The organism is Mesorhizobium silamurunense (assembly GCF_014843905.1).
In the GTDB taxonomy this organism is placed as follows: domain Bacteria; phylum Pseudomonadota; class Alphaproteobacteria; order Rhizobiales; family Rhizobiaceae; genus Mesorhizobium; species Mesorhizobium silamurunense.
On the sequence record NZ_LPVS01000255.1, the window covers coordinates 16,172 to 28,912 of the forward strand.

A 12,741-nucleotide genomic window follows, 5' to 3' on the forward strand; every position below is an offset into this window, starting at 1 on the left:
TGCCCCCCGTTCGGGCATCCTGCATGAAACCAGAGAAGAAAGGGTTACCGGGGCGTGTCCGCGATTGCCGGCGGCTGCACGCGGCGCGCCAGTCCGCGAGCCATCGAGCGATCCAGCAAGCCGCGCAGTTCCTCGCGGCCGCGCGCGATCCGCGACATCAGCGTGCCGACCGGAATGCCGAGGATATTGGCGGCCTCGACGTAGGAAAACCCTTCGATCCCAACCAGGAGGAGCACCGCTCGCCGGTTCGGGCCGATCGCCTGCAAGGCATCCATGATCTCGCGCGATGCAACGCTCTCGACCTGGTCGGCCGGCACAGCCTGGGCTTCGCCGGCTTCCAGCGGCAGGACCGCGGCGTCGCCGCGCCGGTTCGCCCTGCGCAACTGGTCGATGAACAGATGCCGCATGATCGTGAACAGCCACTGTCTCGGGCTTTCTCCGCTCTGCCAGTTGTCGAGACGCGTGAGCGCCCGCTCGAGACAATCCTGGACGAGATCGTCGGCACGATCGCGGTCGCGGGAAAGCGAGCGCGCGAAGCGGCGCAGACGCGGTATCTCGTCCAGGATCGCCGCTTTCTTCTCGTCCATACCGGCACGGCCGCCTCTGTTGATCGTCGCGGCCGCGGCCCCGGCCGGAACCGGGTTCGCGGTGCGACGCCGAAGATGCAAGGACTTCGTTTCAGCTGAGTGTCGACACGACAATGACGGCCGTCACGCTTGACAGTTTCTGGCGCTTCTCGAGCGTCGGTTTTTCATAAGTCTTCTTCATCGCCTGTTCCTTCCGCCGATCATCCGACGATCGTGTGTCTAGCCGAGACAAGGTGGGCACGCTTGGGCGCGGCGGAACAGAGTTTTGGGGAATGCGGCCCTGGCGGCGCGCTCTGCCGCTTTCGCCAATCGCCGGTGCTTCACAGCGCCGGCAGCCGCCGCCTCACCACCGCCGCGTGGAAGCGCGCGCCATGGAGCAGGCCTTCGTCGTTGAAGTCATAAGCCGGGTTGTGCAGCGGCGCGGAATTGCCGTTGCCGAGGAAGGCGAAGCAGCCGGGCACTTCGGCCAGGAAACGCGCGAAATCCTCCGAGGCCGTCATCGGCTCCGCCGCGATGCCAACGGCATCGTCGGCCAGGATCTGCCGCGCGGCGGCGAAAGCCTCGTCGACCAAGGCTGCGTCGTTGATCAAAGGCACGAACTCACGCGTGTAAGTGACTTGTGCCGCGACATTATAGGCCTGGGCCGTGCCTTCGGCGATGCGGCGCATTTCCTTTTCGATGGCCGCGCTCACTTCGGGGCGGAAACTGCGGCAATCGCCGAGGATGCGGGCCAGCCCCGGCAGCGCGTTGCGGGTGCCGTCGGTGATGAGCTCGGTGACCGAGACGACGCCGATATCGGCGGGGCTCAGGCGCCGCGAGACGATGGTCTGCAGGTTGACGACCAGCGCGCAGGCGGCGACCAGCGTCTCCTGTCCAGCATGCGGGCGCGCCGCATGGCCACCCAGACCTTTCAGCACGATCTCGAAATTGTCCTCGGCCGACATGACCGGACCGCTCCGGGTCTCGAAATGGCCGACTGGCAGGCCCGGCATGTTGTGCAGCCCAAAAATCTCCTCGAAGGGGAAGCGCTCGAGCAGGCCGTCGTCGAGCATGGCGAGCGCGCCCCTGCCCCATTCCTCGGCCGGCTGGAAGATGAAGCGCACGGTGCCGTCGAAGTCGCCCTCTTCGGCAAGCAGTTTGGCTGCGCCGAGCAGCATGGCGGTGTGGCCGTCATGGCCGCAGGCATGCATGGTGCCGGGCGTCCGCGAGCGCCAGGCTTGAGTGCCCTGCTCGGCGATGCGTAGCGCATCCATGTCGGCGCGCAGCGCGATCGCGCGGTTGCCGCTGCCCCTGGTCAACGTGCCGACGACGCCGGTGCCGCCGACGCCCTCGGCGACCTCCAGCCCGAACGCGCGCAACTTCTCCGCCACGAAGGCAGCGGTGCGCTTTTCCTCGAAGCCGAATTCGGGATGTGCGTGGAGGTCGTGCCGCCACGCCGCCATCTCGCGATGCAGTGCGTCGAGGTCGACTTCAGCCATCGTCGTGCTCCCAAGCCTTTGTCTCAGGCAGTCTGCAGGAACATCTCTTCCGGCGCCATCCCGACCAGTTCGGCATAGCGGCCGGGATCGGTCGCCCCTTCGGAGTTGATGATCAGCACGCGGGAATTGGCATCGAGACCGAGTGCCGCGCGCATGTCCTTGTCGCCCGCGGCGCGGATCAGCCCGGCGAGCCCCGTCCCGCCGCTCTCGCCGGAGACAATCGCCGGATCGTTGCCCAAGGGTCGCGCCAGCCGCTTCATCACCGAGACTGCGTCCTCTTCGTTCACCGTCATGAAGGCATCGCCGACGCGCGCCAGCACGCGCCAGGCGACCAGGGACGGCTCCGCGCATTCCAGCATCGTCATGACTGTCGGCTGCTGATGTGCGATCGTTATCGGACGTCCGGCCTGCACCGAGGCGTAGACGCAAGCCGATCGCGTCGGCTCGACCACCACGGCTTTCGGCCGCCGTCCACCAAGCAGAACCGCCATATGGCCGGCAATCGCCGCCGCGAAGCCGCCGACGCCGGCCTGCAAGAAGACATGCGTAGGTGGCTCGGCCAGATGCCGCAGCGCCTCGCGCACGATCACCGTATAGCCCTGCATGACCAGGCCGGGGACGCGCTCATAGCCCGGCCAGGACGTGTTGGAGACGATCTTCCAGCCGCGCTCGGCGCCGACCCGGGCGACTTCACGCACCGCATGATCGTAGCCGCCTTCGACCCGCACGATCTCGGCGCCGAGGCGGGCGATGGCCACGACACGCTCGGCGCTGACGCCGGCATGAACGAAAATAACCGAACGTGCGCCGACCAGGCCGGCGCCCTGCGCCACCGAACGGCCATGGTTGCCGTCGGTGGCGCAGACGAAGATCATGCCCGAGGCGATCTCGCGCACTCTTACGTCGCCGATCTCGTCGACATCGACCGCGCGGCCGAGGCGCTTGCTCGCCTCTTCCAGCACCAGCCGCATGACCGCATAGGCGCCGCCCAGCGCCTTGAAGCTGCCAAGGCCAAGACGCTGACCCTCATCCTTCACATGCAGGGCGGCGATGCCGAGTTGATCGGCCAATGCCGGCAAGGCGTGCAGCGGTGTTTCGGCATGGTTGTCGCGCGCCTTGAGATAATGCTCGGCCCGGGCAGCGCCCGCCACGCCGAGAGCGTCGACGTCGGCTGCAACCAGCGGCTGGTTGTATTCGGGACGTTGGTTGAGCAGCATCATGGCGTTCTTTCTTCAAGGCACTGACTGTTGGCGCACGCAAAAATTGCGTTCTGATTTGGCTAAGTGATTGAAGTTTGTTTCATCCGGATGTCGCCAGATGCCAGCCTTGGCAGAACTCGACGCCATCGACCGCACTATTTTTGGGGGTATTGGCCCGGGTCAAAGTCAGTCATCCGCGTTTTCTTCTCTTCCGGTCAGTCGGCCGCCAGCCTGGCGGTGACGCCGAGCAGGACGTCGGCGCCCGCGACAAGCTCGCCGTCGGCGTTGATCGTCATGTTGCTCGCCCGCGCAACTTCTTCCGGCGCCATCCTAACCAACTCGGCATAGCGGCCGGGGTCGGTCGCGCCTTCGGAGTTGATGATGAGCACACGCGAATGCGCATCGAGGTGAAGTGCTGCCCGCATCTTCTCATCGCCGGCAGCGCGGATCAGCCCGGCGAGCCCCGCCCCGCCGCTTTCACCGGAGACGATCGCCGGATCATTGCCCGAAGGCCGCGCCAAGCGGTTCATCACCGAAACCGCATCTTCCTCGTCCACGGTCATGAAAGCGTCGCCGATCCGCGACAACACGCGCCAGGCGACGAGCGACGGCTCGTAGCATTCGAGCATCGCCATCACTGTGGGCTTGCTGTGCGCAATCGCGATTGGACGCCCGGCCTTTGCGGTTTCATAGATGCAGGCCGCGCGGGCCGGCTCGACCACGATTGCCCTCGGCCGATCCTGACCAAGCATGATGGCGAGGTGGCCAGCCACAGCCGCGGCGAAGCCGCCGACGCCGGCCTGCAGGAAGACGTGGGTGGGCGGCCGAGGCAAGCGCTTCAGCGCTTCGCGTACGATCACAGTGTAGCCTTGCATCACAAGTCCCGGTATGCGTTCGTAGCCCGGCCAGGATGTGTCGGAGACGACGGTCCAGCCGCGCTCGGCGGCGACGCGGGCGGCTTCCCCGACCGACTGGTCGTAATCGCCCGCGACGCGAACGATCTCGGCGCCGAAGCGGGAGATGGCGGCCACACGTTCGTTGCTGACGCCCGAATGGACGAAGATGACGGACCGCGCGCCGACCAAGCCGGCCCCTTGCGCCACCGAGCGTCCATGATTGCCGTCGGTCGCGCAAGCGAAAGTCATGCCGGCGGCAGTCGCCTTCACATCCGGCCTATGCAATTCCGAGATATCGACTGTGCGGCCGCGCCGCTTGCCGGCCGCTTCCAGCACCAGCCGCATGACGGCATAAGCGCCGCCAAGCGCCTTGAAGCTGCCGAGGCCAAGACGCTTGCCCTCATCCTTCACATGCAGCGTGGCGATGCCAAGCTCGCCGGCCAGCGCCGGCAAGGCATAGAGCGGCGTCTCGGCATGGCTGTCGCGCGCCATGAGAAAGCGCTCCGCCTGGTCTGCGCCGGCGATGCCGAGCGTCGCGGCATCGGCCGCGACCAGCGGCTGGTTGTGTTCGGGACGTTGGTTGAGCAGCATCATGGCGTTTTTCTCCGAGGTGCTGAACTCTATTGCGGAGTGAGCGGGAAATGCGCTCTGTTTCGGCCATCTGATTGCAAGTTTGTTTCATCCGGATGCCGCCAAATGCCAGTCTTGCCCGATCTCGACGCCTTCGACCGCGCGATCCTTTCCATCCTGCAGAAGGACAACACCACGCCGCAGCGCATGATCGGCGAGGCGGTGAACCTGTCGGCGCCGGCGGTGCAGCGGCGCATCAGACGCATGGAGGAGCGCGGTGTCATCCGCGCCAATGTCGCGCTGGTCGATCCGGCCAAGGTCGGGCATCCGATCACGATCTTCGTCGAGGTCGAAGTCGAGAGCGAGCGGGCCGAGCTGATCGACGCCGCCAAGCGCGGCTTCGCCGCAGTACCGGAAGTGCAGCAGTGCTACTACGTGACCGGCGAGGCCGACTTCATCCTCGTCGTCACCGTGGCGACTATGGCCGACTACGAAGCGCTGACCCGGCGGCTGTTCTTCGAGAACAACAACGTCAAGCGTTTTCGCACTTTTGTTGCGATGGATCGGGTGAAGATGGGGTTGGAAGTGCCGGTGGGGTGAGCGTATCCGCTCGAACACCAGGCGGCAGATCGCCGCCTGGTGCCGATTTTTACCGGGTCGGCACCGCCGCGTGTTCGCACGACACTTTCGGGTTCATGTCGGCGAAGGTGCCGGTCGGATTGCCCTTCCAGGCCCAGACATGCAGTTCGTAGAACTCACCCAGACCGTAACGGTTGGGCGCGCTGTTGAAGTTGAACAGCTGACCCTCGAGCGATGCCGGCCCCTTCGAGGTGATGTATTCGACCGCCACCAGCTTCAGCGTGCCGTCGGCCATCGGCTCGTACATCACCGCTTCGGGACGGGCGATATCCACCTTGTCCTCCTTCAGATACTGGCCGTTGACATAGTGGATGCCCATGGCGCCGCCGGTGATGCCGCTGGCACAGGGAATGGGCGCATAGCCCTCGGCCGTTGCGGCCTTGACGTCGAGAAACCGGCTGTTGGCCGCCCGTACCTTGTCGGCCAGCGGGCTGGCGACGGACACGGATGCAGCCGCGTCCTGATGCGCCTGCGCGAGGGTTGTGCAGGCCGACAGCGCGGCTGCGGCCATGAGAAGCCTGTTCCAAAAGTTTGATGTCATGTTCATTCCGTTCTTCCTGAAAGAGCCCGGCTGGCCGGCCGCCGGAAATACGGCGGCGCGACAGGCAAGCGCCGTGGCTGTCTGTGCTTGATGATCCCGGATTCGATGCGGCGGCCGCCGATCATCCCTTCGGCAGATACGAAATCGTTCCAGCCAGATCGGTGTTGTCGATCAGCTGGAAACGGCTGTCGCTGCCGCCCTGACGGGCCGACACGAAGGGTGCGTAGGCCGGATCATTGGTGAAGGCGCGCGCCGCCGTTTCGGACGGGAAGGCCATCAGCGCGATCAGAGTGGTGTCGAGCGGCTTGCCCTCGAGCGTCTTCACATTGCCGCTGCGCGCCAGATATTTGCCGCCATGCTTGTGGACGAGGTCGTGAACCGAAGCGGCGTAGTCCGGTATCCATTTCGGGTCCTTCACCTTGATGTCGGCGATAAGGTAAGCGGTCATGGCTGGTCTCCTGGTTGCTGCGCACAGGGTCATCCCGTGCGTCGGCCAAGAGCTCGCATGGCGGGGGCCGCGCCAACCAGTCCGCGATCTGTACCGGGCCGGTACAGTTTCCGTACTGGCCGCTTCTTTCATGAAGGCCTAATGTTCGACCCAGTTTCGAGGGAGGGACACCGATCATGGCCCAGCACGGTTACAAGCAGTTCTGCCCGCTATCGATGGCCGCCGAGGTGCTTTGCACCCGCTGGACGATGGTGCTGATGCGCGAATTGGTGGCGGGTTCGACCCGCTTCAACGACCTGCGCCGCGGCGTTCCAAAAATGTCGCCGACCCTTCTATCGCAGCGGCTCAAGGAGCTCGAGATAGCTGGCGTCGTCGAGCGCAAGGAGGTGCCGGGCGAGAAGGGCATCTTCGAATACCAGCTCACGGAAGCAGGGCGGGATTTGCGCCCGGTCGTCGAGGCAATGGGCTTCTGGGGACAGAAATGGGTCGAGTCGCGGCTGTCGCTCAAGAATCTCGATCCGTCGCTCCTGATGTGGGACATGCGGCGCAATCTGAACCCCACGCCGCTACCCGAGGGACGCACCGTGATACAATTTCTGTATCAGGACCTACCGGCGTCGAAACGCTCTTGGTGGCTGATCGTCGAGAAGCATGGCGAGGTCGACCTGTGCTGGTACGATCCGGGCTTCGAGGTCGACCTCTATGTCTCAACCGACCTGCACACGATGACGGCGATCTGGATGGGGCTGCTCACCGTCGAGAAGGCCGGCGCGAAGGTCACCCTCACAGGCAACCAGGCCATCGGCAGGCAAATGCAGACCTGGCTGGGCCTCAGCCCGTTCGCAGTCGAACCCAAGCACGCGGCATGATCCTCGGCGCTGTCGTGGCGGAGGCTAATGCTTGCCGCGTTCGCTGCCCTCTCCGGCGGGCGAAAGCCACCGCGCATAGATCTCGCCGACGATGCCGCGCCGGAAGATCAGCACGCAGATCATGAAGATCAGGCCGGTGGCGATCGTCACCGGGAAGCCGGAGGTGGCCAAAGTGTTTTCGAGCCCGACGACGAGGCCGGCGCCCACCACCGGGCCGACCATGGTGCCGATGCCGCCGAGCAGCGTCATCAGGATCACCTCGCCGGACATCTGCCAGGTGACGTCGGTCAGCGTCGCGAACTGGAAGACGATCGCCTTCAGCGCGCCGGCAAGGCCGGCAAGGGCTGCCGACATGACGAAGGCGGCGAGCTTGTAGCGGCCGACGGAATAGCCCAGCGAAATGGCGCGGTTCTCGTTCTCTCTTATTGAGCGCAGGATCATGCCGAAGGGCGAGTTGACGATGCGCCAGACGGCGAAGACGCCGATCAGGAAGATCGCCAGCACGAAGAAATACATGTTCATCGGCACATTGAGGTCGAGGATGCCGAAGAGATGGCCACGCGGCACGCCCTGGATGCCGTCCTCGCCTTCGGTGAACGGCGCTTGCACGCAGAAGAAGTAGAACATCTGCGCCATCGCCAGCGTGATCATCGCGAAATAGATGCCCTGCCGGCGGATAGCGAGGAAGCCCACGACAAGCCCCATGCCCGCAGCGCCCACGGTGCCGAGCAGGATGCCGGCCTCCGGGGGCCAGCCCCAGGCCTTCACCGCATAGGCGCAGAAATAGGCCGCGCCGCCGAAGAAGGCGGCGTGGCCGAAGGAGAGCAGGCCGGTGTAGCCGAGCAAGAGGTTGAAGGCGCAGGCGAACAGCGCGAAGCACAGCATCTTCATCACGAAGATCGGGTAGATGAGGAAGGGTGCCGCGACGAGCCCCAATATGCCCAGCGCCACCAGGCCCCGTTCCAGCCGGACGGAGGCAGCGGCGCGCTCTGCGTAAAGGGTCGCCTCGCTCATCTCACGCGTCCCTTCCGAACAGGCCCGCAGGGCGCAAGAGCAGCACGATCGCCATGATGACGAAGACCACGAGGTTCGAGGCCTCGGGATAAAAAACCTTGGTCAGGCCCTCAGCGAGGCCGAGCATGTAGCCGGTGACGATGGCGCCGAGGATCGAGCCCATGCCGCCGACCACGACAACGGCGAAGACGACGATGATCAGGTCCGAGCCCATCAGCGGGCTGACCTGGTAGACTGGCGCGGCGAGAATGCCGGCCAGCCCCGCAAGGGCGGCGCCCAGCCCGTAGGTGAGCGTCAACAGCAGCGGCACGTTGACACCGAAGGCCTGAACCAGCTCCGGGTTCTCGGTCGCGGCTCGCAGGTAGGAGCCGAGCCTGGTCTTCTCGATCAAAAGCCAGGTGCCGATGCAGACGATGAGCGAAGCCATCACCACCCAGCCGCGATAGTTGGGCAGGAACATGAAGCCGAGATTGGTGCCGCCGGCAAGCAGCGCCGGCACGGCATAAGGGTTGCCGGAGACGCCGTAGTAGAAACGGAACACGCCTTCGATGACCAAGGCCAGACCGAAGGTGAAGAGCAGGCCGTAGAGCGGATCGAGGCGGTAGAGCCGCGACAGCGCCACGCGCTCGACCACCATGCCGAACAGGCCGACGGCCAAAGGCACGATGATCAGCGCCGGCCAGTAGCCGATGCCGAGATGGACGAGCAGCAGATAGCCGATGAAGGCGCCGAGCATATAGAGCGCGCCATGGGCGAAATTGATGATGCGCAGCAAGCCGAAGATGACAGCCAGGCCGAGGCTGAGCATCGCGTAGAAGGAGCCGTTGATAAGGCCGACCAGCAGCTGTCCGAGCAAGGCCTGGATGGGAATGCCGAAGATCATGGTCATTTGGCCATCATACCCCCAGCACCTCGTGCAGTTTCTCGGTGTGCGCGGAAAGCTGGCCGACCGGGAAGCCTTCCACCACCTTGCCGTGGTCCATCAGATAGAAGCGGTCGGCCATGCGGGCGGCGAAGCGGAAATTCTGCTCGACCAAAAGGATCGTCATGCCGCGCTTCTTCAGCGTCGCCAGCAATTCGCCGATGCGCTGCACGATGACCGGCGCCAGCCCTTCGGTCGGCTCGTCGAGCAGCAGCATGTCGACGCCAGTCCTCAGGATGCGGGCAATCGCCAGCATCTGCTGCTCGCCGCCGGAGAGTTTTGTGCCCTGGCTGTTGCGGCGCTCCTTCAGGTTGGGGAAGAGCTCGAAGATCTCCTCCACGCTCATGCCGCCCTTGGCCACCACCGGCGGCAGGATGAGGTTCTCATCAACGGTCAACGTGGCGAAGATGCCGCGCTCCTCCGGCACGAAGCCGATGCCTTGATGGGCGATGCGGTGGAGCGGCAGGCGGATCAGGTCTTTGCCGTTGAAGGTGACGCTGCCTGTTCGCTTGCGGATCAGCCCCATGATGGCGCGCAGCGTCGTCGTCTTGCCGACGCCGTTGCGGCCGAGCAGCGTCACGGTCTCGCCGCGTAAGACTTCGAGGTTGACGCCATGCAGCGCATGGCCCTCTCCATACCAGGCGTGGAGATCGCGCACGGCAAGCAGCGGCTCACTCATGCTCCGTCCCCATGTAAGCGACGCGGACACGCTCGTCCTGGCTGACGGTGACATAGTCGCCGGCCGCCAGCACCTGGCCGCGCTGCATGACGGTGATCCAGTCGCAGAGATCGGCGACGACGGTGAGATTGTGCTCGACCATCAGCACGGCACGGTCTTTTGCCAGCGAGCGGATGATGCCGGAAATCATGCCGACATCCTCATGCCCCATGCCGGCCATCGGCTCGTCGAGCAGAAGCACTTTCGGATCGAGGGCGAGCGTGGTGGCGATCTCCAGCACGCGCTTCCGGCCATAGGAGAGATCGCCAGCGAGACGATGCGCGGCGTCGTCGAGGCCGACAATGGCGAGCAGCTCGCGCGCCCTTGGCGTGAGCTGGTCCAGCGCCGAGACCGGGCGCCAGAACTGGTAGCCGAGCCCGCCCGGGCGCTGAAGCGCCACCCGCACATTGTCGAGGACGCTGAGATGCGGAAAGATCGCCGATATCTGGAAGGAGCGGACGAGACCCATGCGCGCAACCCTTGCCGGCGGCGTGCGAGTGATGTCAGTGCCGAGCAACTCGATCGTGCCGCTGGTCGGCTGCAGGAATTTGGTCAACAGGTTGAAGATGGTGGTCTTGCCGGCGCCGTTCGGGCCGATGAGCGCGTGAATCTTTGCGTGATGGACGTCGAGGTCGACATCCTTCACCGCGACGAAACCGGCGAAGTCGCGCCGCAGGCCGCGGGCGGAAAGCACCACCCGCGGCGTCTCTTCGCTGCCGTCCGACCGGACGGCCGTTGCGGTTTCGAGCGTCACTTGGTGACAAGCGGGCAGCCGCTGTCCTCGGCCTTCAGGAAGGCCTTGTCGCCCGGAATGGTCGCCAGATAGGTGTAGTAGTCCCAGTCCTTCTTGCTCTCCTCCGGCTTCTTGACCTGGTAGAGATACATGTCGTGCACCATCGAGCCGTCGGCCTGCACCTTGCCGTTCACAGTGAATACGTCGTTGACCGGCATCTCATGCAATTGCTTGGCCACCGCCTCGGTCTCGTCCGTGCCGGCCTTGTCGATGGCCTTGAGATACTGCGTCACCGCCGAATAGGTGCCGGCCTGGATCATGTTCGGCATGCGGTTGGTGCGCTTGAAGAATTTTTGCGCGAAATCGCGGCTCACGTCGTCGCGGTCCCAGTAATAGCCTTCGGTGAGCACCACGCCCTGCGCTGCCTGCAGGCCGAGGCCGTGCACTTCGGCGAGCGTGAACAGGAGCGCCGCCAGCCGCTGACCGCCGGCGACGATGCCGAACTCGGCTGCCTGCTTGATCGAGTTGGAGGTGTCGAGGCCGGCATTGGCAAGCCCGATGATCTTGGCGCCCGCGGACTGCGCCTGCAGCAGGAAGGAGGAATAGTCGGTGGAGCCCAGCGGATAGCGCACCTCGCCCAACACCTTGCCGCCGCTGGCCTCCACCAGCTTGGCTGTCTGGTCCTTCAGCGAATAGCCGAAGGCATAGTCGACGGTGATGAAATACCAGCTGTCGCCGCCCTGCTCGACCAGCGCGCCGCCGGTACCGACCGCCTGGGAGTGCGTGTCATAGGCCCAGTGAAAACCGTAGGGGGAACACTGCTTGCCGGTGAGGTCGGTGGAGGCGGCGCCGGTGACGATGTCGATCTTCTTCTTTTCCTTGGAAAGCCCCTGGACGGCGAGCGCGACCGACGACGTCGTGAGCTCCATGATCGCGTCGACCTGCTCGGTGTCGTACCACTGGCGCGCGATGTTGGAGGCGATGTCCGCCTTGTTCTGATGGTCGGCGCTGACGATCTCGATCGGCGCGCCCTGCACCTTGCCGCCGAAATCCTCGACCGCCATCTTGGCGGCCTCGACCGACCATTTGCCGCCGAAATCGGCATAGACGCCCGACTGATCATTGAGGATGCCGATCTTGACCTTGCCGTCGGAAATTTCGCCAGCCACCGCCGGCATTGCGGATGCCGCAATGAGCGCGGCTGAGACGAGATAGGATGCTTTCACTGGTGGTTCCTCCCTTGTGGCCAACCACGTCAAACGCGGCGGGCCTCGCAATGGTTCAACAGTCGGTGGGATTTGTCGGGAATTCGGGCATGCGTGCCGCTCGCCTTGCCTCCTCTTGCGGGAACACGCCGCCCTGTGCCTTGGGTGCACGGGCCGGGACCCTAGCACCCACCTCGCGGGCCGAGAATGCTATTTTCGTAGCATGGCGTACCGCAGGTAGGCGGTCGAGCCGTTCACCACGGCAGTCGCTCGCCATCGCGAAAAAAGCCGCCGGTCGGACCGTCATCCGGCAGCGTCGCGGCCCAGACGATCCCGGCCGCCCCTGGCGCAACTGGGCGGCCGCCCGGCCCGCCCATGTCGGTCTCCACCCAGTCAGGGCTGATGGCGTTGACCAGGACGCCGGCGCCGCGCAGCTCGGCCGCCAAGATTCGGGTGAGCGCATTGAGCGTCGCCCTGCCGGTCGAATAGGCCGGCGCGTCGGCGTCCGTCGAGGCCGACAAGCCAGCCTCGGGAGAAACGATGACCAGCCGGCCATGACCGGAGGCGCTGAGCAGCGGCGCGAAGGCGAACGCCACCCGCCAGGCGCCGACGACATAGGTCTCGAAGGCCTTGCGGTCCACCGTCCGGTGGGGCCTAAGCGCCCGCGCGGACAGCTCGTAATGAATGGCGGCGTTGTTGACGAGCACGTCGAGCCGACCGAAACGGCGCTCCACTTCGGCTGCAGCAAGGGCTGGCCCATCAGGTGCGGCGACACCCAGCGCGATGGCCTCGACATTGCCGCCGAGCTTCTTCGCCGCCGCCTCGCCCTTGGCGAGGTCGCGCACACCGATGAGCACGGTGAAGCCGAGCGCCGCTAGGGTCAGGACTCATTGATCCAGAAGATGAAGGCTGCAGCGAAGGC

General features: G+C 65.1%; 14 protein-coding genes. 2 read left to right on the forward strand and 12 right to left on the reverse strand.

What is annotated here, in order from left to right:
* Window positions 1–44: 44 nt before the first annotated feature.
* The 4 genes from AU465_RS34845 to AU465_RS34860 form a co-directional block, all read right to left on the reverse strand.
* On the reverse strand, window positions 45–587 hold the full coding sequence (locus AU465_RS34845) for an RNA polymerase sigma factor (protein ID WP_192257828.1): 543 nt from the start codon (window positions 585–587) through the stop codon (window positions 45–47).
* 320 nt (window positions 588–907) lie between these two features.
* Complete coding sequence (locus AU465_RS34850) at window positions 908–2,065, reverse strand: M20 aminoacylase family protein (RefSeq protein ID WP_192257830.1); 1,158 nt, start codon at window positions 2,063–2,065, stop codon at window positions 908–910.
* Window positions 2,066–2,088: 23 nt separating this feature from the next.
* A complete protein-coding gene (locus AU465_RS34855) occupies window positions 2,089–3,285 on the reverse strand; it encodes a diaminopropionate ammonia-lyase (protein WP_192257832.1) in 1,197 nt (398 codons plus the stop codon).
* A gap of 194 nt (window positions 3,286–3,479) precedes the next feature.
* Window positions 3,480–4,754 (reverse strand): diaminopropionate ammonia-lyase, encoded by a 1,275-nt coding sequence (locus tag AU465_RS34860; RefSeq protein ID WP_192257834.1) that lies wholly within the window; start codon window positions 4,752–4,754, stop codon window positions 3,480–3,482.
* Between the two features lie 102 nt (window positions 4,755–4,856).
* Between AU465_RS34860 and AU465_RS34865 the strand changes: the two genes are divergently transcribed.
* The gene (locus AU465_RS34865; protein WP_192257836.1) at window positions 4,857–5,330 is read left to right on the forward strand and encodes an Lrp/AsnC family transcriptional regulator; all 474 of its coding nucleotides are present in this window, start codon (window positions 4,857–4,859) and stop codon (window positions 5,328–5,330) included.
* A gap of 49 nt (window positions 5,331–5,379) precedes the next feature.
* Here the strand turns inward: AU465_RS34865 and AU465_RS34870 are convergent, their stop codons facing one another.
* Window positions 5,380–5,916 (reverse strand): hypothetical protein, encoded by a 537-nt coding sequence (locus tag AU465_RS34870; protein WP_192257839.1) that lies wholly within the window; start codon window positions 5,914–5,916, stop codon window positions 5,380–5,382.
* 115 nt (window positions 5,917–6,031) lie between these two features.
* Window positions 6,032–6,358 carry a DUF1330 domain-containing protein gene (locus tag AU465_RS34875; RefSeq protein WP_192257841.1) on the reverse strand — a complete coding sequence of 109 codons (327 nt, stop codon included), beginning with the start codon at window positions 6,356–6,358 and terminating at the stop codon, window positions 6,032–6,034.
* Window positions 6,359–6,534: 176 nt separating this feature from the next.
* On the opposite strand from AU465_RS34875, the gene AU465_RS34880 reads away from it, so the two are divergent.
* Window positions 6,535–7,227, forward strand: a complete 693-nt coding sequence (locus AU465_RS34880) for a winged helix-turn-helix transcriptional regulator (RefSeq protein WP_192257843.1) — start codon at window positions 6,535–6,537, stop codon at window positions 7,225–7,227.
* Between the two features lie 24 nt (window positions 7,228–7,251).
* Here the strand turns inward: AU465_RS34880 and AU465_RS34885 are convergent, their stop codons facing one another.
* From AU465_RS34885 to AU465_RS34910, 6 genes are all read right to left on the reverse strand, one after another.
* Complete coding sequence (locus AU465_RS34885; RefSeq protein WP_192257845.1) at window positions 7,252–8,241, reverse strand: branched-chain amino acid ABC transporter permease; 990 nt, start codon at window positions 8,239–8,241, stop codon at window positions 7,252–7,254.
* A 1-nt stretch (window position 8,242) separates the two neighbouring features.
* Window positions 8,243–9,130 (reverse strand): branched-chain amino acid ABC transporter permease, encoded by an 888-nt coding sequence (locus AU465_RS34890; protein WP_192257847.1) that lies wholly within the window; start codon window positions 9,128–9,130, stop codon window positions 8,243–8,245.
* Between the two features lie 7 nt (window positions 9,131–9,137).
* Complete coding sequence (locus AU465_RS34895) at window positions 9,138–9,842, reverse strand: ABC transporter ATP-binding protein (protein ID WP_192257849.1); 705 nt, start codon at window positions 9,840–9,842, stop codon at window positions 9,138–9,140.
* Entirely contained in the window at window positions 9,835–10,635 is an 801-nt protein-coding gene (locus AU465_RS34900) for an ABC transporter ATP-binding protein (protein WP_192257851.1), read from the reverse strand. Before AU465_RS34900 ends, AU465_RS34895 begins: the two co-directional genes overlap by 8 nt.
* Window positions 10,632–11,840, reverse strand: coding sequence for an ABC transporter substrate-binding protein (locus AU465_RS34905; protein ID WP_192257853.1), 1,209 nt, complete (start codon window positions 11,838–11,840; stop codon window positions 10,632–10,634). Before AU465_RS34905 ends, AU465_RS34900 begins: the two co-directional genes overlap by 4 nt.
* A 233-nt stretch (window positions 11,841–12,073) precedes the next feature.
* A complete protein-coding gene (locus AU465_RS34910; RefSeq protein ID WP_192257859.1) occupies window positions 12,074–12,703 on the reverse strand; it encodes an SDR family oxidoreductase in 630 nt (209 codons plus the stop codon).
* Window positions 12,704–12,741: the final 38 nt, after the last annotated feature.

Coding starts and splice junctions, on each gene's coding strand:
- AU465_RS34845 (WP_192257828.1), bottom strand. CDS start 587: ATGGACGAGAAGAAAGCGGCGATCCTGGACGAGATACCGCGTCTGCGC.
- AU465_RS34850 (WP_192257830.1), bottom strand. CDS start 2,065: ATGGCTGAAGTCGACCTCGACGCACTGCATCGCGAGATGGCGGCGTGG.
- AU465_RS34855 (WP_192257832.1), bottom strand. CDS start 3,285: ATGATGCTGCTCAACCAACGTCCCGAATACAACCAGCCGCTGGTTGCA.
- AU465_RS34860 (WP_192257834.1), bottom strand. CDS start 4,754: ATGATGCTGCTCAACCAACGTCCCGAACACAACCAGCCGCTGGTCGCG.
- AU465_RS34865 (WP_192257836.1), top strand. CDS start 4,857: ATGCCAGTCTTGCCCGATCTCGACGCCTTCGACCGCGCGATCCTTTCC.
- AU465_RS34870 (WP_192257839.1), bottom strand. CDS start 5,916: ATGAACATGACATCAAACTTTTGGAACAGGCTTCTCATGGCCGCAGCC.
- AU465_RS34875 (WP_192257841.1), bottom strand. CDS start 6,358: ATGACCGCTTACCTTATCGCCGACATCAAGGTGAAGGACCCGAAATGG.
- AU465_RS34880 (WP_192257843.1), top strand. CDS start 6,535: ATGGCCCAGCACGGTTACAAGCAGTTCTGCCCGCTATCGATGGCCGCC.
- AU465_RS34885 (WP_192257845.1), bottom strand. CDS start 8,241: ATGAGCGAGGCGACCCTTTACGCAGAGCGCGCCGCTGCCTCCGTCCGG.
- AU465_RS34890 (WP_192257847.1), bottom strand. CDS start 9,130: ATGACCATGATCTTCGGCATTCCCATCCAGGCCTTGCTCGGACAGCTG.
- AU465_RS34895 (WP_192257849.1), bottom strand. CDS start 9,842: ATGAGTGAGCCGCTGCTTGCCGTGCGCGATCTCCACGCCTGGTATGGA.